The 24,833-nt window shown below is 68.9% G+C and carries 27 protein-coding genes; 13 read left to right on the top strand and 14 right to left on the bottom strand.

The genetic code is table 11. The annotated features are described in order from the left end of the window. The 4 genes from ACFDS6_RS03845 to ACFDS6_RS03830 form a co-directional block, all read right to left on the bottom strand. Positions 1-644: CHASE4 domain-containing protein (locus tag ACFDS6_RS03845; RefSeq protein WP_375270787.1), on the bottom strand; the 644-nt coding region annotated here is incomplete at its 3' end. Next, entirely contained in the window at positions 644-2,548 is a 1,905-nt protein-coding gene (locus tag ACFDS6_RS03840; RefSeq protein WP_375270786.1) for an EAL domain-containing protein, read from the bottom strand. The genes ACFDS6_RS03845 and ACFDS6_RS03840, both read right to left, overlap by 1 nt. Positions 2,549-2,610: 62 nt before the next feature. After that, positions 2,611-3,528: an ROK family protein gene (locus tag ACFDS6_RS03835; RefSeq protein ID WP_375270785.1), complete on the bottom strand. Its 918-nt coding sequence runs from the start codon at positions 3,526-3,528 to the stop codon at positions 2,611-2,613. Next, positions 3,525-3,968, bottom strand: coding sequence for a MarR family winged helix-turn-helix transcriptional regulator (locus ACFDS6_RS03830; RefSeq protein ID WP_375270784.1), 444 nt, complete (start codon positions 3,966-3,968; stop codon positions 3,525-3,527). The genes ACFDS6_RS03835 and ACFDS6_RS03830 overlap by 4 nt, the downstream gene beginning before the upstream one ends. Positions 3,969-4,094: 126 nt before the next feature. On the opposite strand from ACFDS6_RS03830, the gene ACFDS6_RS03825 reads away from it, so the two are divergent. Beyond that, positions 4,095-5,006 (top strand): alpha/beta fold hydrolase, encoded by a 912-nt coding sequence (locus ACFDS6_RS03825; RefSeq protein WP_375270783.1) that lies wholly within the window; start codon positions 4,095-4,097, stop codon positions 5,004-5,006. Positions 5,007-5,347: 341 nt separating this feature from the next. Here ACFDS6_RS03825 and glmS read toward each other — a convergent pair whose 3' ends face one another. Beyond that, complete coding sequence (gene glmS / locus ACFDS6_RS03820) at positions 5,348-7,171, bottom strand: glutamine--fructose-6-phosphate transaminase (isomerizing) (RefSeq protein WP_375270782.1); 1,824 nt, start codon at positions 7,169-7,171, stop codon at positions 5,348-5,350. Positions 7,172-7,291: 120 nt separating this feature from the next. Continuing rightward, positions 7,292-8,659, bottom strand: a complete 1,368-nt coding sequence (gene glmU, locus ACFDS6_RS03815; protein ID WP_375270781.1) for a bifunctional UDP-N-acetylglucosamine diphosphorylase/glucosamine-1-phosphate N-acetyltransferase GlmU — start codon at positions 8,657-8,659, stop codon at positions 7,292-7,294. A gap of 102 nt (positions 8,660-8,761) precedes the next feature. Between glmU and ACFDS6_RS03810 the strand changes: the two genes are divergently transcribed. Then, positions 8,762-9,430 carry an HAD-IA family hydrolase gene (locus ACFDS6_RS03810; protein WP_375270780.1) on the top strand — a complete coding sequence of 223 codons (669 nt, stop codon included), beginning with the start codon at positions 8,762-8,764 and terminating at the stop codon, positions 9,428-9,430. Beyond that, positions 9,427-9,798, top strand: a complete 372-nt coding sequence (locus ACFDS6_RS03805; RefSeq protein WP_375270779.1) for a hypothetical protein — start codon at positions 9,427-9,429, stop codon at positions 9,796-9,798. The genes ACFDS6_RS03810 and ACFDS6_RS03805 overlap by 4 nt, the downstream gene beginning before the upstream one ends. Here ACFDS6_RS03805 and ACFDS6_RS03800 read toward each other — a convergent pair. Genes ACFDS6_RS03800 through ACFDS6_RS03785 form a run of 4 tightly spaced genes read right to left on the bottom strand, consistent with a single transcriptional unit; the run spans position 9,746 to position 12,330 of the window. Next, the gene (locus tag ACFDS6_RS03800) at positions 9,746-10,792 is read right to left on the bottom strand and encodes a nucleotidyltransferase family protein (RefSeq protein WP_375270778.1); all 1,047 of its coding nucleotides are present in this window, start codon (positions 10,790-10,792) and stop codon (positions 9,746-9,748) included. The two genes, ACFDS6_RS03805 and ACFDS6_RS03800, sit on opposite strands and share 53 nt — an antisense overlap. Then, positions 10,789-11,643, bottom strand: a complete 855-nt coding sequence (locus ACFDS6_RS03795) for an HprK-related kinase A (protein ID WP_375270777.1) — start codon at positions 11,641-11,643, stop codon at positions 10,789-10,791. Before ACFDS6_RS03795 ends, ACFDS6_RS03800 begins: the two co-directional genes overlap by 4 nt. Further along, on the bottom strand, positions 11,640-11,915 hold the full coding sequence (locus tag ACFDS6_RS03790) for an HPr-rel-A system PqqD family peptide chaperone (RefSeq protein ID WP_375270776.1): 276 nt from the start codon (positions 11,913-11,915) through the stop codon (positions 11,640-11,642). Before ACFDS6_RS03790 ends, ACFDS6_RS03795 begins: the two co-directional genes overlap by 4 nt. Positions 11,916-11,919: 4 nt before the next feature. Beyond that, entirely contained in the window at positions 11,920-12,330 is a 411-nt protein-coding gene (locus ACFDS6_RS03785; protein ID WP_375270775.1) for a hypothetical protein, read from the bottom strand. 164 nt (positions 12,331-12,494) lie between these two features. Between ACFDS6_RS03785 and ACFDS6_RS03780 the strand changes: the two genes are divergently transcribed. The 9 genes from ACFDS6_RS03780 (at position 12,495) to ACFDS6_RS03740 (ending at position 21,329) form a co-directional block, all read left to right on the top strand. Further along, the gene (locus ACFDS6_RS03780) at positions 12,495-13,700 is read left to right on the top strand and encodes a sensor histidine kinase (protein WP_375270774.1); all 1,206 of its coding nucleotides are present in this window, start codon (positions 12,495-12,497) and stop codon (positions 13,698-13,700) included. Between the two features lie 107 nt (positions 13,701-13,807). Further along, positions 13,808-14,860, top strand: a complete 1,053-nt coding sequence (locus ACFDS6_RS03775; RefSeq protein WP_375270773.1) for a substrate-binding domain-containing protein — start codon at positions 13,808-13,810, stop codon at positions 14,858-14,860. Then, positions 14,860-16,236, top strand: coding sequence for a phosphate ABC transporter permease subunit PstC (gene pstC, locus ACFDS6_RS03770; protein WP_375270772.1), 1,377 nt, complete (start codon positions 14,860-14,862; stop codon positions 16,234-16,236). The genes ACFDS6_RS03775 and pstC overlap by 1 nt, the downstream gene beginning before the upstream one ends. Continuing rightward, positions 16,229-17,524, top strand: coding sequence for a phosphate ABC transporter permease PstA (gene pstA / locus ACFDS6_RS03765; protein ID WP_375270771.1), 1,296 nt, complete (start codon positions 16,229-16,231; stop codon positions 17,522-17,524). Before pstC ends, pstA begins: the two co-directional genes overlap by 8 nt. Continuing rightward, complete coding sequence (gene pstB, locus ACFDS6_RS03760; protein WP_375270770.1) at positions 17,524-18,291, top strand: phosphate ABC transporter ATP-binding protein PstB; 768 nt, start codon at positions 17,524-17,526, stop codon at positions 18,289-18,291. The genes pstA and pstB overlap by 1 nt, the downstream gene beginning before the upstream one ends. Before the next feature lie 11 nt (positions 18,292-18,302). Continuing rightward, on the top strand, positions 18,303-19,007 hold the full coding sequence (phoU, locus tag ACFDS6_RS03755; protein WP_375270769.1) for a phosphate signaling complex protein PhoU: 705 nt from the start codon (positions 18,303-18,305) through the stop codon (positions 19,005-19,007). A gap of 6 nt (positions 19,008-19,013) precedes the next feature. Continuing rightward, positions 19,014-19,706, top strand: coding sequence for a phosphate regulon transcriptional regulator PhoB (phoB, locus tag ACFDS6_RS03750; RefSeq protein ID WP_375270768.1), 693 nt, complete (start codon positions 19,014-19,016; stop codon positions 19,704-19,706). Positions 19,707-19,856: 150 nt separating this feature from the next. After that, positions 19,857-20,348 (top strand): hypothetical protein, encoded by a 492-nt coding sequence (locus ACFDS6_RS03745; RefSeq protein WP_375270767.1) that lies wholly within the window; start codon positions 19,857-19,859, stop codon positions 20,346-20,348. An 81-nt stretch (positions 20,349-20,429) separates the two neighbouring features. Continuing rightward, positions 20,430-21,329, top strand: a complete 900-nt coding sequence (locus ACFDS6_RS03740; protein WP_375270766.1) for an SDR family NAD(P)-dependent oxidoreductase — start codon at positions 20,430-20,432, stop codon at positions 21,327-21,329. Between the two features lie 37 nt (positions 21,330-21,366). On the opposite strand, the gene ACFDS6_RS03735 is transcribed toward ACFDS6_RS03740, so the two are convergent. Further along, complete coding sequence (locus tag ACFDS6_RS03735; RefSeq protein ID WP_375270765.1) at positions 21,367-21,711, bottom strand: DUF2794 domain-containing protein; 345 nt, start codon at positions 21,709-21,711, stop codon at positions 21,367-21,369. Continuing rightward, positions 21,711-22,382: a serine O-acetyltransferase EpsC gene (gene epsC, locus ACFDS6_RS03730; RefSeq protein ID WP_375270764.1), complete on the bottom strand. Its 672-nt coding sequence runs from the start codon at positions 22,380-22,382 to the stop codon at positions 21,711-21,713. Before epsC ends, ACFDS6_RS03735 begins: the two co-directional genes overlap by 1 nt. A gap of 493 nt (positions 22,383-22,875) precedes the next feature. On the opposite strand from epsC, the gene ACFDS6_RS03725 reads away from it, so the two are divergent. Further along, positions 22,876-23,778, top strand: a complete 903-nt coding sequence (locus tag ACFDS6_RS03725; RefSeq protein WP_375270838.1) for a hydrogen peroxide-inducible genes activator — start codon at positions 22,876-22,878, stop codon at positions 23,776-23,778. Between the two features lie 348 nt (positions 23,779-24,126). Here the strand turns inward: ACFDS6_RS03725 and ACFDS6_RS03720 are convergent, their stop codons facing one another. Continuing rightward, positions 24,127-24,582, bottom strand: coding sequence for a molybdenum cofactor biosynthesis protein MoaE (locus ACFDS6_RS03720; RefSeq protein WP_375270763.1), 456 nt, complete (start codon positions 24,580-24,582; stop codon positions 24,127-24,129). After that, positions 24,579-24,830, bottom strand: a complete 252-nt coding sequence (moaD, locus tag ACFDS6_RS03715; RefSeq protein ID WP_375270762.1) for a molybdopterin converting factor subunit 1 — start codon at positions 24,828-24,830, stop codon at positions 24,579-24,581. The genes ACFDS6_RS03720 and moaD overlap by 4 nt, the downstream gene beginning before the upstream one ends. Positions 24,831-24,833: the final 3 nt, after the last annotated feature.

The raw sequence follows: 24,833 nt of genomic DNA, 5'->3' as shown, positions 1-24,833 counted from the left end.
AGCAGTTCGGCGAGCTGCGCCGAGCTGATCTCGCGCGCCATCAGCACGAACCCGCGCGGCCTGCCCGTGCCGTCGCTGCGCCGCACCTTGGCCACGCCCACCGCCGCCACAACGCCGCCCAGCCGCGCGTAGAAATTCGCCGAGCTTCGCGTCCGCAGCAGCTGCGACAGGTCGCGCTCGCCGATCATCCGCACCAGCCGCGCGCGCATCGCCGGCTGGTCGCGGTGCGCCTCGTCGATCCAGCGCGCGATCACCACCCGGCGGTCGTTCCCGACATAGGCCATCGCGTTGACGTCCAGGTTCGCCATCGCCAGCGGCGAGAAGCTCTCGCGCTCGAACGCCGGGCTCGGCCGCGCCATATAGGCGTAGCTGTCGTTCCAGTCGCCGTAGTCCTTGACCGCGCTCTCGACCTTGTTGGCGTATTCGGCGAGCGCCGCGTGCGTCCGCTCGACGTGCGCGTCGACCGAGCGCCGCTCCAGCTTGTTGAAGCTCGGCAGGATGATCGCGGCGAGCAGCAGCGTGATCGCGATCGCGCCCGCGATCCCCACCGCGGTCAGGATCAGCACCAGCCGCGCGCCGAGCGAGCGCGGATTGCGCAGCGCGCCTACCTGGGCGCCGACGTGGCGCCGTACCTGCGCGGCCATCAGCCGTCGGTGCCCGTCGCGGGCTCCACCTGAACGTAGCGCGCGTGCGCCATCTCGCGCGCGGCAGCCTCCACCAGCGGTCGCGCGAAATGATAGCCCTGCAGGTGGCTCGCCCCCGCCACGCGCAGCAGGTCGACCTGCGCCGCATTCTCGACTCCCTCGGCGATCACGCTCAGCCCCAGCGACTGCGCGAGGTGGACGATCGAGCGCACGATCGCCGCCGACTCGCGCTCGCGCGCCATGCCGTCGATGAAGCTGCGATCGATCTTGAGCGCGTCGAGCGCGAACTTGCGGATGTTGTAGAGCGACGAATAACCGGTGCCGAAATCGTCAAGCGCGATCCGGAACCCCATCTGGCGCAGCCGGTACAGCGTCTCCGCCGCGCGGTCGGCGTCGTCGAAGATCGCGGTCTCGGTGATCTCGATCTGCAATCGGCTGGGCGCGACGCCCGCGCGCTGGCAGCGCTCCATGATGTAGCCGACGAAATTGTGGCGCCGGAACTGCCGCGGGCTGAAATTGACCGACACGTACTGACCCGGCCACGATTCGAGCACGTCCAGGCTGTGCTCCAGCACCCAGTCGCCCAGCTCGTGGATCAGGTTCGATTCTTCCGCGATCGGGATGAACGTCGCCGGGCTGATCGGGCCGTACTCGGGCGTCTGCCAGCGCAGCAGCGCCTCGAACCCGACGATTTCGAACGTGCCGTGCGCGACGATCGGCTGGTAGACCAGCGCCAGCTCGTCGCGCGCGATCGCCTGCGACAGCCCGGTCTCGATCCGGCGGCGCACGCGCACGCCCTCGTCCATGCTCTCGTCGAACAGCCGCGCGACGCCGCGCCCGTTCCGCTTGGCGGCGTTCAGCGCCAGGTCGGCGCGGCGGATCAGGTCGATCGGATCGCGGTTGTCGCCCTCGCCCGCGGTCACCACGCCCGCCGACGCCGCGGTCTGCACCGCGTGGCCCAGCACCTTCAGCTCGACCGCGCAGGCGTGCACCACCCGCGTGCAGGCCATCTCGGCCGCCTGCTCGCCCGCGGTCTCGAACAACAACCCGAACTCGTCGCCGCCCAGCCGCGCGACCAGCCCGCCCGTCGGCATCGCGTGGTGCAGGATCGCGCAGATCTCGCGGATCAGCTCGTCGCCCGCCAGGTGGCCCAGCGTGTCGTTGACCAGCTTGAACCGGTCGAGGTCGATCATCGCGACCGCGAACCGCCCCGGCTGCCGCGCGCGCTCGCTCAATGCGCGCAGGAAGGCTAGCCGGTTGGGCGCCTCGGTCAGCGCATCGTGCGTCGCGATATGGATCGCCTTGACCTCGTTCGCGGCGAGCTCGGCCGCCTGCTGCTCCAGCAGCACGACCTGCCGCGACAGCTGCTCGCGCGCTTCCTTGAGCGCACGATCCGCCGCCCATCGCTGGCCGAGCGCGGTCGCGGTCTGCACGATCTCGGCGACCTCGAACGGCTTGGCGATGTAGAATATTTTGTCGGCCGGCCCCGCGACCTTGCTGATCTCGACGGGCGAGAAATCGGAGTAACCCGTCACGATCACGATGTTGACGTCGGGGTCGAGCGCGCGAATGCGGCGCGCGGTTTCCTTGCCGTCGATCCCCGGCGGCATGCGCACGTCGATGAACGCGACCGCGAACGGTTTGTCCTCGCCCCGCGCGCGCTCCACCTCGGCGACCGCGTCGATGCCTTGCGTGCAGTGAACGCAGTCGAACATCGCCGGGGACGGATCGCTCGCCGCGCCGTTCCCGGTCGCCTCGGCGTCGTCGCCGGCGCCGTCGTCGTCACCGAACAATTCCGCCGCCATCGCCGACAGCGACCCCGCCTGCGCGTGCTCTACCGGCGCGAAGCTACGCCGATAGCTGTCGTGCATCATCGGTTCGTCGTCTACGATCAATATCCGCATGCGCATCGCCTCGTTGCCGCGCCCGGTGCCGGGTCGCGCCACGACACGGTAAGCAAGGGTGGTTAAACGCGCGTAAAGGCTCGGTCCGCGCGATCGGCCAGCGCCTGCGCGCCCAGCACCACCGCGCCCAGCGGCCCCGCGCCCGCGCCCAGCGCGGCGGGCACCAGGTACGTGTCCATGTTCTCCACCTCCGGGCGGACGACGTAGCCGTTCAGCGTCGACCGCGTCGCCGCGCGCAGCCGTGGCAGCAGGTGCGCGTTGCCGACCAGCACCCCGCCGCCCAGCACGATGCGGCGCGGCACGCCCGTCAGCACCATCACCGACATCAGCTGCGCGAGCGCGTCGACCACGCTGTCCCACACCGGATGGTCCTCGGGCAGTTCCTCGCCCTTGATGCCCGTCCGCGCCGCGATCGCCGGCCCCGATGCCAGCCCCTCTACGCACGCGCCGTGGAACGGGCACACCCCGCCCCAATCGTCGCCGGCGAGCCGCGGTACGCGGATATGCCCCAACTCGGCGTGGGTCAGCCCGTCGACCGGCTGGCCGTGCGCGATCATCCCCGCGCCGATCCCGGTGCCGACCGTGACGTAGGCGAGCGCGTCCAACTCTTGCCCCGCGCCCCAGCGCGCCTCGCCCAGCGCCGCGCCCACCACGTCGGTGTGGAACCCGACCGGCTTGTCGTAGCGCGCGGCGAACCGCCGCGCGACGCTGGTGTTCGCCCAGCCGGGCTTCGGGGTGGAGGTGATGTTGCCGTAATCGCCGGCCTGCTGGTCGATCGACACCGGACCAAAACTGCCGATTCCGATCGCGGCGAACCCGCGCCATCCGTCCAGCACCGCCTCCAGCGCCGACAGCGTCTCCTCCGGCCGCGTGGTCGGGACACGCACCTCCTCGTGGATCGCGTCCGGCCCGCTCGCCAGGATCGCGACGCACTTGGTGCCGCCCATTTCCAGCCCGGCGATCAGCGGCGCGTCGGTCATTCGCTCTCCTTGGCGGCGGCATCGATCCGCCGCAGCATGTGGGTGAATTGGTGAAGCTCGCCGTCCTCGAACCGCGAGAAGATGCGCGCTTCCAGCTCCTTCGCCTTCGGCACCACCTCGTCGTACAGGGTGCGCCCGGCCTGGCTCAGCGTCAGGTGGTGCGATCGCCTGTCCTGGCTGTTGGGGCTGCGCTCCAGCAACCCGCGCTGCGTCAGCGCAATCGCCGCGCGGCTGACCGTCACCTTGTCCATCCGCATGCGCTCGCCGATCTCGGCCTGCGTCGTCGCGGTGCCTTCCGCGATCACGGTGATCAGCCGCCACTCGGGAATGCTCAGCCCGAACAGCGCCTCGTACGCGGTCGCGATCCGGCTGCTCACGCGGTTGGACGTGACCGACAGCAGGAACGGGACGAAATCGTCGAGGATCAGGCGATCGGCCATAGGATGCTCGCGCTAACACGCGCTCGCCTTGCCGCAAAGGACTGGCGCGGTCGTAAGCCACCGGAACATGCCGCCGTTCATTGCATTTTCATGACACGGGCCGCATGTTCGCGGCGGAGGACATGAGTGGCTCAGGTACAGGCGAACGGCATCACGATCGAGTATGAGGATCACGGCGACGTCGACGCGCCCGTTGTCCTGCTCATCATGGGGCTGGGTGCGCAGCTCGTCCGCTGGCCGATCGAGCTGGTCGACGACCTGGTCGCGCGCGGCTACCGCGTGGTCCGCTTCGACAATCGCGACGTCGGCCTCTCGACCAAGTTCGACGGTGCGGGCACGCCCAACATCGTCTGGACCGCGATGATCCAGCAGTTCGGCCGCACGCCGCCGGTACCCTACACGCTGCAGGACATGGCCGCCGACGCGGTCGGCCTGCTCGACGCGCTGGACATCGAGGCCGCGCACATCGTCGGCGCGTCGATGGGCGGCATGATCGCGCAGCTCGTCGCGGCGTCCTGGCCGGACCGCACATTGTCGCTCACCTCTATCATGTCGACCACCGGTCGTTCGGACTGCTCGCGCCCGACGATGCGCGCAACCGCGGTGCTGCTGCGCCACCCGCGCAGCGACGACCTTGAGGCGATCGTCGCGCACGGCACGCTCGCCGCCAACGTCGTCGGCGGCCGCTTCCCGATGGAGGACGCCTTCCTCGCCGAACGCATCCGCAGCGAAACGCTGCGCAACCGCCATCCCGCCGGGTTCGTGCGTCAGATGGCGGCGATCATCGCCGACGGCGACCGCAGCACGCGGCTCGCGCGCATCACCGCTCCCACGTTGGTGATCCACGGCAGCGACGATCCCCTGGTGCCCGTCTCCGGCGGTCGCGAGACCGCGCGCGCGATCCCCGGCGCGCGGCTGCTCGAGATCGACGGCATGGGCCACACCCTCCCGCCGCAGGTGCTGCCGCAGATCGTCGACGCGATCAACACGCACGCCAGCCGCGCCACGCTCGACCACGACATGGCCCACGCCGCCTGACCCCGCCCTGCTCCTGACGAGCTCAGCGACAGAAGCAGCCACTTATCTCTTCTACCCTTGTCATCCCGGCCTTGAGCCGGGATCCCGCTGCCTTATGCGCCTCGCAGCCTGGCGCACGAGGCCGAGCCACACTGCGCAACCTGCCGAATCGAACTGACGCTGTCCTACAAGCTTCCGCCCGCGCTAGCGTCGGAACCATGTACGCCCAGACCCCGACCTCACTCTGCTTCAGCCAAGGTGACATGCCGCACGGCATCGCGTTGGCCTCACCTTAGCCTCACCTTCCGACCGGCGACCGCCGACGCGCGGCGTCTTGGCCTCACCTTCGCCTCACCTTCCGCTCACTCCACCGTGACGCTCTTGGCCAGGTTGCGCGGCTGGTCGACGTCGGTCCCCTTCGCCACCGCGACGTGATACGCCAGCAACTGCACCGGCACCGCGTAGACCAGCGGCGCGATCAGCGGGTGGACCTTGGGCATGGTGATGGTCGCGACGCAGCCCTCGCCCGCCGCCTGGATGCCGTCATAGTCGCTGATCAGCACGACCTTGCCGCCGCGCGCCTGCACTTCCTGCATGTTGCTGACGGTCTTGTCGAACAGCGGCCCCGACGGCGCGATCACGATCACCGGCACCGCGTCGTCGATCAGCGCGATCGGCCCGTGCTTCATCTCGCCCGCCGCGTAGCCCTCGGCGTGGATGTAGCTGATCTCCTTCAGCTTCAGCGCACCTTCCAGCGCCAACGGATAGTCGGTGCCCCGCCCCAGGTACAGCACGTCGCGCGCCGCCGCGACCACGCCCGCCATCGCCTGAATCGCCTCGTCGTAGGCGAGCGCCGCGTTGATCGACGCCGGCGCCTCGCCCAGGTGCCGCACGATCTGCCGCTCCTCGCCCGGCTTCAACTGCCCTTTCGCCCGCGCCAGATTAGCGGCGAGCGCGGCCAGCACGGCCAGCTGGCAGGTGAACGCCTTGGTGGAGGCGACGCCGATCTCCGGCCCCGCGTGCGTCGGCAGCAGCAGGTCCGCCTCGCGCGCCATCGAACTGGTCGGCACGTTGCACACGACCGCGATCGTCTGCCCCTCGGCACGCGCGTGGCGCAACGCGGCGAGCGTGTCGGCGGTCTCGCCCGACTGGCTGATGAACAGCGCGAGGCCACCCGCCTCCATCACCGGCGCGCGATACCGGAACTCGCTCGCGACATCCAGGTCGACCGGCACGCGCGCGAACTGCTCGAACCAGTACTTGGCGACCATCCCGGCGTAGAAGCTGGTGCCGCACGCGACGATCGTCACGCGCTTGACGCCCGACAGCTCGAACTCTGGGATCGGCAGCGTGATCGTCTCGTCCATCCGCTGCAGGTACGAGCGCAGCGTCTGCGCGACGACGATCGGCTGTTCGTAGATCTCCTTGAGCATGTAGTGCCGGTGATTACCCTTGGAGATCAGCTCGCCCGTCACCCCCGAGATCGTCACCGCACGCTCGACCGCGTTATTGTCGCGGTCGAACACCTGCGCGCCGTCGTGCGTGCAGACGACCCAGTCGCCCTCCTCCAGGTACGCGATCCGCTGCGTCAGCGGCGCGAGCGCGAGCGCGTCGGAGCCGAGATAGGTCTCGCCGTCACCGTGCCCGACCACCAGCGGCGAGCCGAGCCGCGCGCCGATCAGCAGGTCGGGGTGGCGGCGGAACAGGATCGCCAGCGCGAAGGCTCCGTGCAGCCGCGGCAGCACGCTGCGCACCGCGCTCTGCGGATCGAGCCCGGCCTCGACCTGCTCGCTGACCAGATGCGCCACGACCTCGGTGTCGGTCTCGCTGGTGAACACGCGACCGCGCGCGATCAGTTCGTCGCGCAGCGTCTTGAAGTTCTCGATGATGCCGTTGTGCACCACCGCGACCTCCTCGGTCGCGTGCGGGTGGGCGTTGTTGGTGGTCGGCCCCCCGTGCGTCGCCCAACGCGTGTGCGCGATCCCCGTGGTGCCCGGCAGCGGATGCTCGGCGAGCTCGCGCGTCAGGTTGATCAGCTTGCCCGACGCCCGCCGCCGCTCGATCGCGCCGTCATGGTCGGTCGCGATGCCGGCCGAGTCGTAGCCGCGATATTCCAGCCGCTTGAGCCCGTCGAGCAGCCGGTCCGCCACCTCGTCCCGCCCAACGATGCCAACGATGCCACACATGCGATCAATCCACTTCTCGAAGACGCGCGGACGCGTCACTCACCCGTCATCCGTGAAGACGACCCCGCCGCCAATAGCGCAAACGTGCAACCAAGCGGTTGCCGCCGCGTGAATAGGCCGTCACTTCGACGCTTTCGCCGCCTTGCGCGCGCGCATCGTGTCGCGAAAGCGCGTCGCCCAGCCGGCTTTCGCGACCTGCTCGGGCCGGACCAGCGCCAGCGCGCCCGCCTCGACGTCGCGCGTCACCACCGACCCGGCCGCGACGATCGCGCCCGCGCCGACCGTGACGGGCGCAACCAGCGCGGTGTTCGAGCCGATGAACGCGCCCTCGCCGATCACGGTCTGGTACTTGAAGAAGCCGTCGTAATTGCACGTGATCGTGCCCGCGCCGACGTTCACGCCCGCGCCGACGTCGGCGTCACCCAGATAGGTCAGGTGATTGGCCTTCGCCCCGCGCCCCAGCCGCGCGTTCTTCACCTCGACGAAATTGCCGACCTTCGCGCCTTCCTCCAGCACAGCGCCCGGCCGCAACCGCGCGTAGGGGCCGACCTCCACGCCTGCACCGACAATCGCGCCCTCCAGATGGCTGAACCCGCGGATCGTCGCGCCGTCCGCCACCTGCACGCCAGGGCCGAAGAAGACGTTGGGTTCGATCACCACGTCGCGGCCCACGTGCGTGTCATGCGCGAACCACACCGTGTCGGGCGCGATCAGCGTCGCGCCGTCCGCCATCGCGCGCGCGCGCCGCGCCGCCTGCCACGCCGCCTCTACGCCGGCGAGTTCGGCGCGGCTGTTGACCCCCGCCACCTCGCTCTCCTCTGTCTCGATCACCGCAGTGCCGCGGCCGTCGCGCTGCGCCAGCATGACGATGTCCGGCAGGTAATATTCGCCCGCCGCATTGTCGTTGCCGACGCGCGCGAGCAGCGCGAACAGGTCGCGCGACGATGCCGCCATCAACCCGGAATTGCACAATGTCTCGGCGCGCTCGGCCGGGCTCGCGTCCTTGTACTCGACCATCTTGGCGACCAGGTCGCTGCCCGGTGCGGTAATGACGCGCCCATAGGCTGCGGCATCGGCGGGACGGAACCCCAGCACGACTGCCGCCGGCTTATCTGGCCCGTGAAGGCGATCGAGCATCCGCTGCATCGTCTCGGCCGTGACCAGCGGGACGTCGCCGTACAGGATCAGCACGTCACCCTCGAAACCCGCGAGCACCGCCTCTGCCTGCTGCACCGCGTGCCCGGTACCGAGCTGCTCGGTCTGGTGCGCGATCACCGTGTCGTGCCCGGCGACCGCCGCCTCGACCTGCTCGCGCCCGGCGCCGACCACCACCACCGTCCGCTCGGGCGACAGCGTCCGCGCGGTGTCGATCAGGTGCAGCAGCATCGGCTTGCCCGCCAAGGAATGCAGCACCTTGTGCAGGTCGGACTTCATCCGTGTGCCCTTGCCCGCGGCAAGGATGACGATGGCGAGAGGCGGCTGGCTCATGCCTGGCGCCCTGCCACCACTGGCCGCCGATTTCCAGCGCAGGTGCGCCCTTGCATGGATGCGCACTTGCCATGCCGGACAGGGCCCGGCACGGGCGCGGCGATGACAGATTTCGCGTTCGACATCGTCGGCTTCGACCTGGACGGCACGCTGGTCGATACGTCGCGCGACCTGGCCGCCGCGGTCAATCAGGCGCTCGGCGCGGGCGGCCGTTCGGCGTTGCCGGTGTCGCGGATCGTCACCATGATCGGTGGCGGCGCGCGCCACATGCTGGCGCAGGCGCTCGACGCGACCGGCGGCTATGACGAGGCGGAACTCGACCAACTGCACGACCGGCTGATCGAGCACTACGAAGCGAACATCTGCGTCGACTCGGCGCCCTACCCCGGCATCATCGCCACCTTGGATGCGCTCGCCGCGAGCGGCGTCAGGCTCGCCGTGGCGACCAACAAGATCGAGCGCTTCACCCGCGCGCTGCTCGACAAGCTCGATCTGACGGAGCGCTTCTCGGCCGTGATCGGCGGCGACACGCTCGGTGTCGGCAAGCAGAAGCCGTCACCAGCACCGATCCAGGCGATGATCACCGCCGCGGGTGGCGGGCGCGCAGCCTTCGTCGGCGACTCGATCTACGACGTCACCGCGGCACACGCGGCCGGCGTGCCCGCGATCATCCATCGCCACGGCTTCACGCGCACCGGCGTCGACGCGCTCGGCGCCGATGCCGTCATCGACCATTTCGATCGGCTCATCCCCACGCTGGAGCAGTTATGACCGGACCTCATATGCGCTTAGTCTGGCTTTTTCTGCTCCTCGCCGCGATCTGCTTCGCCGTGACGATGGCACTGCTGCCGCACCCGCCCGGCGTCGTCGAGGTCGGCGACAAGTACCAGCATATGCTGGCGTTCGGCACGCTGACGATCCTCTACGCGCTCGCCTTCCCGACCACGCCGCTTCTGCGCATCGGCGAGCGCCTGTCGTTCCTCGGCGCGCTGATCGAGGTGTTCCAGTCGATCCCAGCGCTGCACCGCGACTGCGACGTGATGGACTGGGTCGCCGACACGTTCATCATCGTCGCGGTGCTGGTCGTCATCGCGCTGGGGCGTCGCCTCCGGCCGAGCCGACGCGTCGCCGCGCCTTGATCAGCAGGTGCCGCGCCAGCATCAATGGCGGCATGCGAATCCAGTGCGAGCGGACGTAGAAGGCGAACCGCGTCGCCGGGTACGTCTCACGACCCCAGCCGTCACGCGCGAGCAATCGCCACGCATATAGGCCGTCTAGCCCGGCTCCGCGTCGCCACGCCGGCGGGATCGGCGTGTCGAACAATCGTGCGGCGAGCCTCGCCGCGCGCGCCACATACGCGCTCGCCTGGTGCTCCGCCGCCCGCGCGTGGAGCTTGAGCCAGAAGTCCGCGTCGTCCTCCGAACACTCGCGCAGCAGCCGATCCACGTCCCACAGATTGCGCAGACCGCCTGCCAGATCGCCGTCGGCGAACAGGTGCAGCGCGGCGTGGATCACCATGTCGGCGGGCGCCAGCACGCTCAATCCGTTGCCGAGCGGAACCGCCCCGGCGATCAGCGCGTCCGCGTCTGGGGTCGGCCGCGCGGTCGGCGGCAGAATGGTGTGATGCACGTCGATCATCCGGTCGCGCTCGCGATGGATCAGCGGCGGCAGCTCGTGCATCCATCGCCGGTAGTACGCCTCGTCGTACGCGTCGGGCTTGGCCCACTCCCACCCCGCCGCGAGCAACGCCTGCTCGACCCGCGGCATCGCGGCACGGGGCAACAGCACGTCCAGGTCTCCGATATGGCGACCCTGCCCCGCCGCCAGTCCAGCCGCGACGAAGGCCGTGCCCTTCAGCAACACGAGCGGTACGTCGAGGGACCCGAGCACCCGCCGCATCATCTCCGCTTCCCACAATGCCGCGCGGCGCTGCTCGGTCGCGGCATCGCGCGCGTCGGCAAGGATCTCGGCGACGACACGCGGCACCGCATCCGCATCGATCCGTAGCGCGAGCGTGCCGATCAACTGTTCGGCCCGCGCCGCCGCGATCAGCGCGTTCCAATCGCTCGCCGCAAGCGAGCCGGCCCGATCCGGATGGGCGAGCACGTTCGCGAGCAACCGTGCCGCGCTCACGTCTCGCCCCACAACGCCTCGACTATCGCCAACCCACTCTCCCCATTGGGATAGTCGATCGCGCGGGCGGGCACCCGTTGGACCAGGTCGGTCAGCGCGCGAAAGCTTCGTTCGCCGAGCGCGGCGTAATTGGTCGACGCCTGCGTCAGCCGCACGAACGCCTCCGCCGCGCCTACCGTCCGCACGTCGCGTTCCAAGCCGAAAACGGGAAACAGCACCATTGCGGGCCGGGCGGGCTCGTCCATGCGCGCGATCGCCGCGGTCGGGGGGACGAGATGGCGGATGTCGCCCTTTGGCGTCGCCCGCAACAGAGGTCCGAAGCGCTCGCCGGGCAACGCGCGTTCGACCACGCCGATCGCTTCGTTCTTCAGGCTGACCAGCCGGGGAAAGGCGTAGACGTCCCCGCTTAACGGATCGAGCAGCACGAACTCGTCGCCCATGAACCGCCACCCGCGCGCACCCAGCAAGGTGGCGAGCGTCGACTTTCCCGCCCCGGACTCACCGGTCATGATAAACGCGCGTCCGTCGCGCTCGACGCAGGAAGCGTGGAGCAGCAGGTGCCGGCGATGCCCAAGCGCCACCTGCAGGTTCATCGCCATCTCCGCCGCGAGCAGCCCCTGCGCGAGTGGCAACGGTGCTGTGTCGGGCAGCATGTAGTCACCCGCGATGCTCACCGACCGGCGGGCGAACCGCCGCCACGCCGCCGCCGCGGGCAGCCGCACGGTAAAATGCGCGATGTCGGCTCGCGGGTAAGCGGCGTAGAGTAATCGCAATGTCGCAATCGGCGCCGCGAAGTCGCTGCCGACACGAAAGCCGATCGGCCCAACCCTGAACGCCGTCTCATACCTCATGCCCGGCTCACCAAGCCGACCGCCACCAGCTCGTCGAGCCGCGCGCTCAGCAGATCGTCCGCTGCGTCGGCGACGTCGTAACGCTGGATCAGTCGCGCCAACAGCTCGTCGCGCATCGCCACATCCTCTGCAAGTATCGCGAGTATCTCGGGTGCGGGCGACGCGAGCATGTGCGTCATGCCCGATGCACGGTGGTAGAGCGCGACCAATCCGTCCAGCTCGCGAATCAACAGCGCGTCGGCGGGCGGCGCGCGGTAGCGCGTCGCGGACAATCGCCTACTTCCGCAGCATCTGAACCGAGGCGAAGCAGGTGAACCCCGCCGTGCCCCGCTGCAACCGCTGGACGTACTTCAGGTACGCGCGGCTCCGCTCGTAATCGTAGCCTGGCAGATTTGACCCGCTCGCCAGCGCACGCCGCACCTCTTCGCCTTTCAGCGGACGACCGGGCGGCGCGAAGGCGCCCGCGGTTCCGGCGGCCACGACCTGTCCGTCCTTGCTGATGTAGCCGCGTGCGCGGCCAGCGTCGGGCACCGGAATGTCGCACATCAGAACCGAGCCTGCGGCCTGCGCCAGCGCGGGACGGATCGACACCACCGAAGCAGCGCTCACCGCTCCCAGCATCAGCGCGCGGCGACGCGTGGGTGCGCCCGCTTCGTCTTCGGCTGTGGTGCTCGGCGTGTCGGTCATCGGCCTCTTCTATCCAGCCAAGCCCTTCCACAATACTAATGCCGCCACAAGCCGAACCAGAGGGCCGCGGAAGCGCCCGTGCCATTCCCGTACGTTTACCATGCTTGCGTTGCGCCGTGACGTTCGCGCTTGCCGTCCTTGGCGAACCGACTACGCAGTCAGTCGTGATCGAAGGATTCGCGCTCCGCACCTGGCTCGCCGGCATGGTAGCGGTGGTGACCGCGACCATCATGTTCGCTTACTCGCGCGACGTGCAGCTCGCGCTGATCGCGCTTGTGGGCGGGGCGGCCGCGACCGTGATCGCGCGCAGTATTGGTGACAACGACCTCGCCGAGCCTGATGCGCCGGGCGACGGCGACCAGCCGTTGGAGCTCGCGCCGGTGCTGGAAGCGATCCTAGACCCGGTTGTCATGGTGCGGGATGGCCGCGTGATCGCGGCAAATGCGCCCGCGCGGTTGGTCTTGGGACAACACATCATCGGCGAGGACGTGCGCACCGCGATCCGTCACCCGGCCGCGAGCGATTACCTGTCGATGCCGACGAACGAGCGCGGCAGCGCGCCGATCGAGCTTGTCGGCCTCGGCGCGCAGGATCGCCGCTGGCAGATGCGCGCAACCGAGACTGCGCCGGGCACGCTGATCGTCCACCTGCTCGATCAGACCGGCCAGCACGCCGCCGAGCGGATGCGCGTCGACTTCGTCGCGAACGCCAGCCACGAGCTGCGGACGCCCTTGTCCTCGATCCTCGGATACGTCGAGACGCTGAGCGAAGAGGCGGGCGAGGACCCGGCGATCCGCCGCCGTTTCCTAAATATCGTGTTCGACGAGGCGACCCGCATGGAGCGGCTGGTCGAAGACCTGATGAGCCTGTCGCGGATCGAGGCGGAGAAGTTCCGCCTTCCCTCCGCGACGGTAGACCTGGGCGTGCTGGCGATCGAGGTGCACGAGGCGCTGCGCCACAGCCACGGCACGCGCGGCGATGACGTCGTGCTGCGGATGGACGAGGGTGTATTGCCGGTCGCGGGTGACCGTGTGCAATTGTCGCAGGTGCTGCACAATCTGATCGGCAACGCGATGAAGTACGGGCGCGACGGAACGCCGGTGACGGTCACCGTGCAGGCAGGCGCGCGCGACGCGGTGATGGTGCGGATCGAGGACGAGAGCGAGGGTATCGCGCCCGAGCACATCCCGCGCTTGACCGAGCGCTTCTACCGCGTCGATGCCGGGCGCAGCCGCTCGCTCGGCGGCACCGGACTCGGGCTCGCGATCGTCAAGCACATCGTCGAGCGCCACCGCGGCAGGCTCGACATCGCCAGCACCCTTGGTCAAGGTACGCGCGTCACGGTAACGCTGCGCGCCGCGGAACGCTGATCCGTGCCACTCCCGGGGAGTGCTGTCATCAAGCGGTAACGCGAGTGTCACACGGGGGATCGCGCGGGTCGGCGCCGCGGGGGCGCGACCGTCTGTTCGGGGAATCGATGCGTCGTCTCGTTCTGGCGCTCGCGGCATGGCTGTCGGTCGCGCTCGGCGCCTGTGTCGATCAGGCGGCGGGCGGCGGAGCGGGCACGCGCGACCAGATCCGCGTTGTCGGCTCATCCACCGTCTACCCTTTCACCACGCTGGTGGCGGAGCAGTACCTGGCCGCCAACCCGGACGCACGCCCACCGGTGATCGAATCGACCGGCACGGGCGCGGGTATCCGCCTGTTCTGCGCCGGGGTCGGTGCCGCCCACGCCGATCTGGTCGACGCGTCGCGCCGGATGAAGCGCAGCGAATATGACGAGTGCGCGCGCCACGGTGCGGGCGACCTGATGGAGGTGCAGATCGGAATCGACGGCATCGCCATCGCCGAGGCGCGGCAGGGCCCGCCGATGCAACTGACCCCCGCGCTGATCTTTCGCGCGCTCGCCGCCGCGCCTGGCGGGCGGCCGAACAGCAGCCGCACCTGGCGCGACCTCGATCCTGCACTGCCCGCGACGCCGATTCGCGTCTACGGTCCACCCGCGACCAGCGGCACGCGCGAGGCCTTCGCCGAACTGATCCTCGCGCGCGGGTGCGAGGCCCTTGATCCCAGCGCAGTGCCGTTGCGCGAACGGGATCCCGCCGCATTCGACGCGCGCTGCCTGACCGTGCGCGAGGACGGCGCCTATATCGACGCGGGCGAGAACGACAATCTAATCGTGCAGAAACTTGGCGCCAATCCCGAGACGCTTGGAATCTTCGGCTACAGCTACCTGGAGGAGAACAGCGACGCGGTGCGCGGTGTCGCGATCAGCGGCGTGGCGCCGACATACCAGACGATCGCCGACGGCAGCTATCCCGGCGCGCGCCCGCTGTTCGTCTACGTCAAGCGCGCGCACCTGCGCGCAGTGCCAGGGCTGCGCCGCTTTCTCGCGCTCTACGCCGCGAACTGGGCGCCGGGCGGCGCGCTGACGCGGCGCGGGCTGATCCCCAGCCCGGCAATCGTGCGCGCACGTGCCGCCGACACGATCCTGCACAATCGCCCGCTCGACCCGCACAGCCTCGACTGATGTCGTCGTTGACGCTCCTGTTCCTGATCGCCGCGCTAGGACTCGTTGCCTGGGTCGTGGCGCGGACGCGCGCGCGGCGCTTCCGCCGCGTCGCACGGCAGCGGTTCAGCTCCCTGCCGCAGCATCACGGCTGGTACGTCGCCTTGTGCACCGTGGTGCCCGCGCTGGCCTTTCTCTTGATCTGGTATCTGATTTCACCCGCGCTGGTGACCGACGCCGTGCTCGCCACTCCGCGCGCCGCTACGCTGCCGCCGGCCGGATACGACCGCGCGTCGATCCTATCCGAAGCGCGCGAGATCGCCGCCGGGCGCCCGTACGGCGCGTTTACCCCACTCGCGAGTGCGCTCGCCCCCGCCTATGCCGCGGCACAGGCGCGCTTCGATACGATCGGCACCGCCATCGCGTTGCTGCTCGCCTTCGCAGGCGGCGCGTGGTCGTTCCTTCGCGTGCGGCCGGGCTTCTCCGCGCGTACCCGCAACGAACGCTTGGTGATGGCGCTGCTGCTCGCTGCCTCGCTGGTGGCGATCGCAACCACGGTCGGCATCGTCCTCAGCCTGCTGGTCGAGAGCGCACGCTTCTTCCGCGTGGTGCCGATCGGCGACTTTCTGCTCGGCACGCGCTGGAGCCCGAGCGTGATCGATCCGCGTGATCCCGGCGCGACGCTGGGCGCGGTCCCGCTGTTCTGGGGTACGTTCTTCATCGGTGCGGTGATCGCGATGGCGGTCGCGGTGCCGCTCGGGCTGATGAGCGCGATCTACCTGACCCAATATGCCACGCCGCGCGCGCGCCGCTGGATCAAACCGCTCCTGGAGGTGCTCGCGGGCGTCCCGACCGTTGTCTATGGCTATTTCGCCGCGCTGACCGTCGCACCCGCTGTGCGGTCAGCCGGCGCTGCACTCGGTATCGCCTCAGCCTCGTCGGAGAGTGCGCTGGCCGCCGGGCTGGTGATGGGCATCATGATCATCCCATTCGTATCCTCGATGGCGGACGACTCGCTCGCCGCCGTACCCGCCGCGATGCGCGACGGCAGCTTCGCGATGGGCGCGACCAGCGCGGAGACGATCAAGCGCGTGCTCGTCCCGGCCGCACTGCCCGGCGTGATCGGCGGCGTGCTGCTCGCGGTCAGCCGCGCGGTCGGCGAGACGATGATCGTCGTCATGGCCGCATCCGGCATCGCCACGCTGACGCTCAATCCGTTCGCCAGCACCACCACCGTCACCAAGCAGATCGTCGACCTGCTCACCGGCGAGGCGGCGTTCACCTCGGCCAAGACGCTCGCCGCCTTCGCACTCGGGCTCACGCTGTTCGTCGTCACACTGCTCCTGAACGTCGTCGCGCTGATCGTCGTACGCCGCTACCGCGAGGCATATGAGTAAGTCGCTCGTCCCAGAGGTGCCGGTGAGCGCCGCCGAGGTCGAGCCGCATCGCCCGACCGACTGGCGCAGCGGCGCGATGGAGCGGCGTATTCGCCGTCGCTACGCCGCGGAACGTCGATTCCGCCTGCTCGGGCTCGGCGCGGTGGTCGTGTCGGCAAGCTTCCTCGCCTTCCTGCTCGTCGTGATGATCGCGCAAGGCCATCAAGGTTTCGTCGAGACGCGCTTCGCCGTCCCGCTCGACCTGCGCCAAGCGCGGCTGGGTCTCACGCCGGACAGGCTCAGCGGCGCGGGCGCCGATTTGGCGCTCGCCGGCGCGGGGCTGGAGCGCGCGGTGGATGCCGCGGCGAACCGCGCCTATCCGTCGCAGGGTGGTGCCGCGCTGCTGTCGGATGGCGCGTGGCTGCGCGTGCGCGACCGGGTCAAGCGTGACCCGCAGTTGCTCGAACACCCGTTCACCATCGACCTTCCGGTCGCGAGCGCGATCGACATCGCGGCGAAGGGAAGCGGGACACCTGTCGCGGAGCGATCGGTTGCAGCCCTGAGGCAACATCTGTCGCGCGGGCTCGCTTGGGACTTCTTCACCGGCGCCGACTCGACCGACGCGACGCGTGCGGGCATCTGGGGCGCGCTCAAGGGATCGCTGCTGCTGATGCTCGTCACGCTAGCGCTGGCCTTTCCGATCGGCGTATTCTCGGCCATCTACCTGGAGGAATATGCGCCGCGGAACCGCGCGACCGATTTCCTCGAAGTTTCGATCAACAATCTCGCCGCCGTTCCCTCGATCGTCTTCGGGCTGCTCGGCCTGGCGGTCTTCCTAGGTACCTTTCACCTGCCGCGTTCGGCACCGATCGTCGGCGGGCTGACGCTGGCGTTGATGACGATGCCGGTCATCGTGATCGCGTCGCGAAACGCGATCCGCGCGGTGCCGCCCTCGATCCGCGACGCCGCACTCGCGGTCGGTGCGTCGCCGATCCAGGTCGTGTCGCACCACGTCATTCCCCTCGCCGCCCCCGGCATCCTGACCGGTACGATCATCGGCATGGCGCGCGCGCTGGGCGAGACCGCCCCGCTGCTGATGATCGGCATGCGCGCCTTTATCGCTGCCCCGCCCGATCGCCTGACCGACCCCGCCACCGCATTGCCGGTGCAGATCTTCCTCTGGTCGGATCAGGTCAGCCGCGGCTTCGTCGAGAAGACGTCGGCCGCGATCCTGGTGCTGCTCGTCTTCCTGCTCGCGATGAACGGCGTCGCGATCTTCCTCCGCAACCGTTTCGAGACGCGCTGGTGATGAGCAACAACCCGCCGAAGATGACCGCCAGCCACGTCGACGTGTCCTACGGATCAAATCACGCAATCCGCGACGTGTCGATCGACGTCTACAGTCAGGACGTCACCGCCTTCATCGGACCCTCGGGCTGCGGCAAGTCAACCTTCCTTCGCAGCCTGAACCGCATGAACGACACCATTCCGACCGCGCGCGTGTCGGGCAACATCCGATTAGACGGCGAGGATATATACGCACGTGAGATGGATGTGGTGCAACTACGCGCGCGCGTCGGCATGGTGTTCCAGAAACCCAATCCGTTCCCCAAGTCGATCTACGAGAATGTCGCCTACGGCCCGAAGATACATGGGCTGGCACAGTCGAAGGCCGAACTTGATCGCATCGTCGAGCGCTCGCTCAGCCGAGCGGGATTGTGGAACGAGGTGAAGGATCGCCTGTCCGACTTGGGCACCGCGCTATCGGGTGGTCAGCAGCAGCGATTGTGCATCGCGCGCGCGATCGCGGTCGACCCGGAAGTCATCCTGATGGACGAGCCCTGCTCGGCGCTCGATCCCGTCGCCACCGCTAGGATCGAGGAGCTGATCCATGACCTGCGCGGCCGCTACGCGATCGTAATCGTGACGCATAACATGCAACAGGCCGCGCGCGTCAGCCAGCGCACCGCCTTCTTCCACCTCGGACAATTGATCGAGTACGGCGACACGTCCGACATCTTCACCAATCCCCGCCAGGAGCGGACCAAGGATTACATCACCGGCCGGTACGGCTGAAGGGCAGACGCATGGCAAGCAGCCAGGAACATACGGTCAAGGCGTTCGATCAGGATATCGGCCAACTGCGAGGTTTAATCTCGCAGATGGGCGGGCTCGCCGAGGCGGCGATCGGCAGTGCGATGCTGGCCCTCCAGCGCGGTGACCATGAACTCGCCGCGCAGGTGCGCATCGATGACAAGAAGATCGACGCGATCCAGCACGAAGTCGAGCGCGCCGTGGTCCGCATCATCGCACTGCGCGCACCGATGGCGAACGACCTTCGCGAGGTGGTAGCGGCGCTCAAGATTGCGACAGTGGTCGAGCGGATCGGCGACTATGCCAAGAACATTGCCAAGCGCGTGCCGCAGATCGAGAGCGAGCACCGCATCGACCCGATCTCGACGCTTCCTGCGATGGCGCGCATGGCGTCGGACATGGTGCGCGACGTGCTCGACGCCTTCGCCGCGCGCGACCCAGACGCCGCGATCGCGATCTGCGAGCGCGACGACGCGTTGGACGATTTTTACGACAGCATCTTTCGCACGCTAGTCACCTACATGGTCGAGAATCCAAAAACGATCAGCCAGTGCGCGCACCTGCTGTTCGTCGCCAAGCATCTGGAGCGGATCGGCGACCACGCGACCAACGTCGCCGAGATGATCCACTTCGCCGCGCACGGCACGCCGATCGCCGACCGCGAACGGCCCGAACCCACCTTTTCCAAGAGGAGCTGACCCAGGATGGCACGCGCACGCATGTTGCTGGTCGAGGACGACGCGAGCCTCGCCGAACTGCTCGTCTGGCATTTCAGCCGCGAGAATTTTGACGTGCAGCACACGATTGACGGGGAGGAGGCGCTGCTTCTCGCGCGCGAGACGCCGCCCGACATCGTGCTGCTCGACTGGATGGTCGAGGGGATCTCCGGAATCGAGGTCTGCCGCCGCCTGCGCCGAGCCGCCGAGACGCAGAACGTCCCGATCATCATGCTGACCGCCCGCGGCGAAGAGGAGGACCGCGTCCGCGGGCTGGAAACGGGCGCCGACGATTACGTCACCAAGCCATTCTCGCCGCGCGAATTGGTCGCGCGCGTTGGCGCGGTGCTGCGCCGCGTCCGTCCCGCGCTCGCGGGCGAGGCCTTGAGCTATTCCGACCTCGAAATGGACACGGTCGGCCACAAGGTACGCCGCAGCGGCGAGGTGATCCCGCTCGGTCCTACCGAGTTCCGCCTGCTGAAGCATTTTCTCGAACATCCCGGCCACGTCTTCTCGCGCGAGCGGCTGCTCGACAGCGTCTGGGGACACGACAGCGACATCGAGAGCCGCACCGTGGACGTGCATATCCGACGCCTGCGCAAGGCGATCAACGAGGGCGGGCGTCCCGACATCATTCGCACCGTCCGCTCGGCCGGTTACGCGCTCGACGCCGGGCACTGAGGACGACGCTCCGACGTTGATTGATCCCGGAGCGGCACCGTTTCGGCGTTCGGCGTCGGATCGCTACCGCAACGATGGACCCTTCCTGCCGATCGCACGTTGCTCGAACCGCGTGTCTTTCACACGACCTTTTTCGGCAGGAGAGTTCTCATGAAGTCGATCCTATTCGCAGCCGCCGCATTCATCGCGGTTCCCGCCATCGCGCAGACCACCACACCCACCGACGGCGGCGCGATGATGCCGCAGGACCAGACCGCGCCGCCGACCGACTCGACGACGATGCCGTCGTCCGACCCGTCGATGTCGACGCCGCCGACCGCTTCCGACCCCAACATGCCGATGCAGGGTTCGCTGCAGAACGCGCCGATGAGCCAGTCGCAGACCATGCCCGCGCCGACCACCGGCGGTGATGGCACGATGGCGACCCCGGCGGGTGGCTACCAGCCTACCCAGCCCGCGATGAGCGGTCAGATGATGCCGGGTGCGACCGTCCGCTATCAGGCGGCGCAGGATCCCGCCACGGCCTACCCCGCACCCGCACCCAAGGCTAGCTACCCGATCTGCAAGGCCGGTCAGTACGACGGCTGCACGCAGGCGAGCGACGCACGCGGGTCGCGCCGGGCGACCGGTCGCCGCCGCTAAGCACATCAAGCGGGCGGTTGCGCCCGTTTGAATGATGAGTATGGAAAGGCGCTCCAGTTTTCACGCAGGAGCGCCTTTTCCATGTCCATTCGTTTCGACGACAAGGTCGCTATCGTCACCGGTGCGGGCGGCGGTCTCGGCCGCGAGTATGCGCTCGAGCTCGCGCGCCGCGGCGCGAAGGTCGTGGTCAACGATCTGGGTGGCGACCGCAGTGGCCAGGGAGCGTCCGACGCCGCGCAGAAGGTGGTGGCGGAGATCGAGGCAGCGGGCGGACAGGCGATCGCCAACGGCGCCAGCGTCACCGAGTACGACCAGATGGTCGAGATGGTCGCGCAGGCCAAGGAGAAGTGGGGCGGCGTCCACGTCCTGATCAACAACGCGGGCGTGTTGCGCGACAAGTCGTTCGTGAAAATGGAGCCCGCCGACTTCGACTTCGTCGTCAAGGTGCACCTGATCGGCTCCGCCAACGCGACCAAGGCGTGCTGGGAAACATTCCGCGAGCAGAATTACGGGCGCGTGCTGATGACAGCCTCGTCGACGGGACTGTTCGGCAATTTCGGTCAGGCGAACTACGGCGCGGCCAAGCTCGGGCTCGCGGGGTTGACCAAGACGCTCTATCTCGAGGGCGCGAAGAACAACATCAAGGTCAACACGCTCGCCCCGACCGCGGGCACGCGGATGACGCAGGATATCTTCCCCGAACAGCTATTCGACGCCTTCTCACCCGACAAGGTCGTGCCCGCCGCGCTGTTCCTGGTCAGCGAGGATGCGCCCACCAATCAGATACTCGGCGCGGGCGCGGGCGTGTTCCAGGCGAGCTACGTCACGCTGACGCAGGGTGTCGCGCTCAAGGGCGACGACCTCTCGCCCGAGGGGATCGCGGCGCACTGGGCCGAGATCATCGATCGCACCGGTGAGATCGTGCCTGACTCGGGCGCGGCGCAGGCGATACTGATCGGCACGAAGCTTCAGGAAGGCTGATCGTCGAGCGGGGGCGCCCACGTCGGACGCTCCCGCCTCATTCCTCGACCAGCTTGAGCAGGCGCCGCTCGACCGGCGCCAGCACCGGGCCGAGCTCGTGCCCGCGCTTGATCACCTGCCCCGCCTCGCCGACCAGCGCCCACATGCCCTGCCGCTGACGCAGGCTGGGGCGCTTCTCGATGCGAAACTCCGGCCGCTCGGTGGCGCGGCGGAAGGCCGAGAAGATCGCCGCCTCGCGGCCAAGATCGATCGCGTAATCGCGCCAATGCCCCGCCGCGACCATGCGCCCGTACAGGTCTAGGATGCGAGTCAGCTCGGCCCGCTCGAACGGCACCTGCGACGGCGCCGATGACGGCCGTGGAAAGGGTGTTACGCTGCCCATCAGGCGCGACGCCGATCCTGCTCGTCGAGCAGCGCGTCAAGCCGCTTGCGCATCGCCTCCAGCTCGCAGCGCAGGATCTCGACCTGCTGCGTCGCGGGATCGAACATCTCCGAACAGGGCGTGCCGTAGGGCACGAAGCGTCGCTCGGGCGCCTGCCCGCCCTCGACCATCGTGGGCCGCGCCGGGATGCCGACCATCACCGCGCCCGCCGGCACGTCGCGGGTCACCACCGCATTGGCGCCGACGCGGGCGCGCGGGCCGACCGTAATCGGGCCGAGCACCTGCGCGCCCGAGCCGATGATCGCGCCGTCGGCGATCGTCGGGTGGCGCTTGCCGCCGATGCCGTTGTCGGGGCTGGTCCCGCCCAATGTCACGCACTGGTAGATCGTCACGTTGTCGCCGATCACCGCCGTCTCGCCGATCACGACGAAGCCGTGGTCGATGAAAAAGTTGCGCCCGATCGTCGCACCCGGGTGTATGTCGATCGCGGTGGTCGCGCGCGAGAAATGGTTCACGCAGCGAGCGAGAAAGAACATCCTGTGCCGGAACAACCGGTGCGCGAGCTTGTGCCAGCCGAGTGCCCACACGCCGGGGTAGGTCAGGATCTCGGCGCGGCTGCGCGGTGCCGGGTCACGAGCACGGATCGATTCGAGGTAAGAGAACAGTGACATGGTACCGCGCCCCTATACGCGTGAGCACGCCACTTAGGTGCGAACCTGAGTCTTTTCCAGCATCGAACAAAGCCGAGCGCTCGCGCAGGGTTTATATGTCTACCACGCCGCGCGACCTTGCCAGAACGGCGACATGCCCGACCTGAGCCTGAACGACTTGTCCGCGATCCTGCCGTTTATCGCAATCGGCTTCGCGGCGCAGCTGATCGACGGGGCGCTGGTCATGGCATTCGAGGTGATCTGCAACGTGTTGCTGGTGGCGGTGGTGGGCGTCGCGCCGGCGCGGGCGTCCGCCGCCGTCCATATCGTCGGGACCTTCACCACCGCGGTGTCGAAGAGCAGCCACGTGAACCACGGCAACATCGACCGACGACTGATCGTGCGCCTGCCGGTAACCCTGGCTGATCGTCGCCGTGCTGATGTAGCGCGGCGCGGGCGCTTGCCTGATCGAGCGTATCGTCTATCCCAGGCGTCGCGATCGAATGGAGCGATGATGTCAGCCACCTACCTGCCGACGCTGAAGCAGTTGCAATATCTGATCGCACTCAAGGACCACGGCCATTTCGGGCGTGCGGCGGACGCGTGTTTCGTCACGCAGTCGACGCTGTCGGCGGGTCTGCGTGAGCTGGAAACGCTGATCGGCGTGACGCTGGTCGAGCGCACGCGGCGGGTGGTGCGCTTCACGCCGCTGGGCGAGCAGATCGCGGCCAAGGCGCGCCGCGTGCTGCGCGAGGCGGAGGAGTTGGGCGACATGGCGCGCGCCGCCGGGCGGCCGTTGTCGGGCGAGATGCGGATGAGCGTCATCCCGACGATCGCGCCGTTCATGCTGCCGCGTATCCTGCCGCGGTTGCGCGCCGACTATCCCGACCTGAAGCTGTTCCTGCGCGAGGAGCCGAGCGGCCCGGCGTGCGAGGCGCTGGCCAATGGCCGCGCCGACTGCGTGCTGCTCGCGCTGCCCTTCTCGTGCGGGGACGTGGCGGTGGCGCCGTTGTTCGACGATCGGCTCTACCTTGCCTTCCCCGAGGGCGAGATGCTCGCCTCCCCCGCCGCGATCCAGCCGGCCGATATCGACGAGACGCGACTGCTGCTGCTGGAAGACGGGCACTGCCTGAAGGACCACGCGCTGGCGGCGTGCAACCGGCCCGAGTTGCGCGCGGAAGCGACGATGCTCGGCACGTCGCTGCACACGGTGGTGCAGATGGTCGACAACGGCCTGGGCGTCACCATGCTGCCCAAGATCGCGCTCGACGCGGGCATATTGGACCACACGCGCGTGTCCGCACGGCCGCTGGACGCCGAGCATCCCGACCGGACGCTGGCGCTGGTGTGGCGACGCGCATCGCCGCGCGAGCGCGATTTCCAGCTGCTGGCCGACGTGCTGAAGACGGCGCGCTGACGCGAAAGGTGAAGCGAAGGTGAAGCCAATGCGCACCATCGTCGCCGAGCGTCGCGCTGGAAGGTGAGGCTAAGGTGAAGCCAAGGCGAACCGTCGCGGTCGAGCGGCGTAGTGGAAGGTGAGGCTAAGGTGAGGCCAACGCGCATCGTTGCGACCGGGCGGCGCGCCGGAAGGTGAGGCTAAGGTGAGGCCAACGCGCATCGGTGCGCCTGGCCGGGTTCGCATCGGCGCGCGTCGGAATGCTCGGGGCGCGGCGGCAGGTATCGACGGCGCGACCGTCATCGGACGGGCGCGGTTCAAGGAGCTGGGGCGAGCGCCTAGAGCGTTCCGGGCGTGTAGGACAGCGCGTCAGCGCCAGCGGTCGGCGGCGTGATCGTCGGCGGCGCGTGCCTCGACCCAGCGCGACTGCCCGCCGACGACTTCCCGCTTCCAGAACGGCGCGTCGGTCTTGAGCCGATCGATCAGGAAGGCGCACGCCTCCAGCGCGGCGGCGCGGTGCGCGGAGGCCGCGCCGGTGAAGACGATGCGCTCGCCCGGGTGCATCGGGCCGACACGGTGGACGATCGTGGCGGCGGCGAGCGACCAGCGGCGCGCGGCTTCTTGCGCCAGCCGACGCAGCGCCGCCTCGGTCGCGCCGGGATAATGTTCGAGCTCCAGCGTCGCGACGCCGTCGTCGGCGCGGACCAGCCCGGTGAAGGTCGCGACCGCCCCGCCCTGCTCGAGCGCGGCCAGCTCGGCCGCGACGTCGATCGCGTCGGTGGTGACGAGCACGCGGATCGCCGCGTCGCTGTTCCCGTCGCTCATCCGCCGGTTACCGGCGGGAAGATCGCGACCTCGCGCGCGCCGGCGATCGGCGTGTCGAGCGGCACGAACGCCTGATCGACCGCGGCGCGCAGCCGCGCCGGCTCGGCGAAGGCGGCGGCGTGGCCGTCGCTGCGGGTCGCTAGCCAGGCGACCAGGTCGGCGACGGTAGCGACCTCGGCGGGTGGTGCGACCTGCTCCTCGCCCACGCCCACACGCTCCCGAACCCAGGCAAAATATAACAATTGCACCGG

Origin of the sequence: Sphingomonas sp. (assembly GCF_042095875.1) — a bacterium.
GTDB lineage: Bacteria > Pseudomonadota > Alphaproteobacteria > Sphingomonadales > Sphingomonadaceae > Sphingomonas.
This window is presented reverse-complemented; position numbering and strand designations above follow the sequence as displayed.

Bases quoted from the DNA above. Each gene is read 5' to 3' on its own strand.
- pstC (WP_375270772.1), top strand. From the start codon at position 14,860: ATGTCGTCGTTGACGCTCCTGTTCCTGATCGCCGCGCTAGGACTCGTT.
- ACFDS6_RS03735 (WP_375270765.1), bottom strand. From the start codon at position 21,711: ATGGGCAGCGTAACACCCTTTCCACGGCCGTCATCGGCGCCGTCGCAG.
- ACFDS6_RS03745 (WP_375270767.1), top strand. From the start codon at position 19,857: ATGAAGTCGATCCTATTCGCAGCCGCCGCATTCATCGCGGTTCCCGCC.
- pstB (WP_375270770.1), top strand. From the start codon at position 17,524: ATGAGCAACAACCCGCCGAAGATGACCGCCAGCCACGTCGACGTGTCC.
- phoU (WP_375270769.1), top strand. From the start codon at position 18,303: ATGGCAAGCAGCCAGGAACATACGGTCAAGGCGTTCGATCAGGATATC.
- glmU (WP_375270781.1), bottom strand. From the start codon at position 8,659: ATGAGCCAGCCGCCTCTCGCCATCGTCATCCTTGCCGCGGGCAAGGGC.
- ACFDS6_RS03805 (WP_375270779.1), top strand. From the start codon at position 9,427: ATGACCGGACCTCATATGCGCTTAGTCTGGCTTTTTCTGCTCCTCGCC.
- phoB (WP_375270768.1), top strand. From the start codon at position 19,014: ATGGCACGCGCACGCATGTTGCTGGTCGAGGACGACGCGAGCCTCGCC.
- pstA (WP_375270771.1), top strand. From the start codon at position 16,229: ATGAGTAAGTCGCTCGTCCCAGAGGTGCCGGTGAGCGCCGCCGAGGTC.
- epsC (WP_375270764.1), bottom strand. From the start codon at position 22,382: ATGTCACTGTTCTCTTACCTCGAATCGATCCGTGCTCGTGACCCGGCA.
- ACFDS6_RS03775 (WP_375270773.1), top strand. From the start codon at position 13,808: ATGCGTCGTCTCGTTCTGGCGCTCGCGGCATGGCTGTCGGTCGCGCTC.
- ACFDS6_RS03785 (WP_375270775.1), bottom strand. From the start codon at position 12,330: ATGACCGACACGCCGAGCACCACAGCCGAAGACGAAGCGGGCGCACCC.
- ACFDS6_RS03725 (WP_375270838.1), top strand. From the start codon at position 22,876: ATGTCAGCCACCTACCTGCCGACGCTGAAGCAGTTGCAATATCTGATC.
- ACFDS6_RS03740 (WP_375270766.1), top strand. From the start codon at position 20,430: ATGTCCATTCGTTTCGACGACAAGGTCGCTATCGTCACCGGTGCGGGC.
- ACFDS6_RS03830 (WP_375270784.1), bottom strand. From the start codon at position 3,968: ATGGCCGATCGCCTGATCCTCGACGATTTCGTCCCGTTCCTGCTGTCG.
- ACFDS6_RS03840 (WP_375270786.1), bottom strand. From the start codon at position 2,548: ATGCGGATATTGATCGTAGACGACGAACCGATGATGCACGACAGCTAT.
- ACFDS6_RS03835 (WP_375270785.1), bottom strand. From the start codon at position 3,528: ATGACCGACGCGCCGCTGATCGCCGGGCTGGAAATGGGCGGCACCAAG.
- ACFDS6_RS03720 (WP_375270763.1), bottom strand. From the start codon at position 24,582: ATGAGCGACGGGAACAGCGACGCGGCGATCCGCGTGCTCGTCACCACC.
- ACFDS6_RS03795 (WP_375270777.1), bottom strand. From the start codon at position 11,643: ATGAGGTATGAGACGGCGTTCAGGGTTGGGCCGATCGGCTTTCGTGTC.
- ACFDS6_RS03810 (WP_375270780.1), top strand. From the start codon at position 8,762: ATGACAGATTTCGCGTTCGACATCGTCGGCTTCGACCTGGACGGCACG.
- glmS (WP_375270782.1), bottom strand. From the start codon at position 7,171: ATGTGTGGCATCGTTGGCATCGTTGGGCGGGACGAGGTGGCGGACCGG.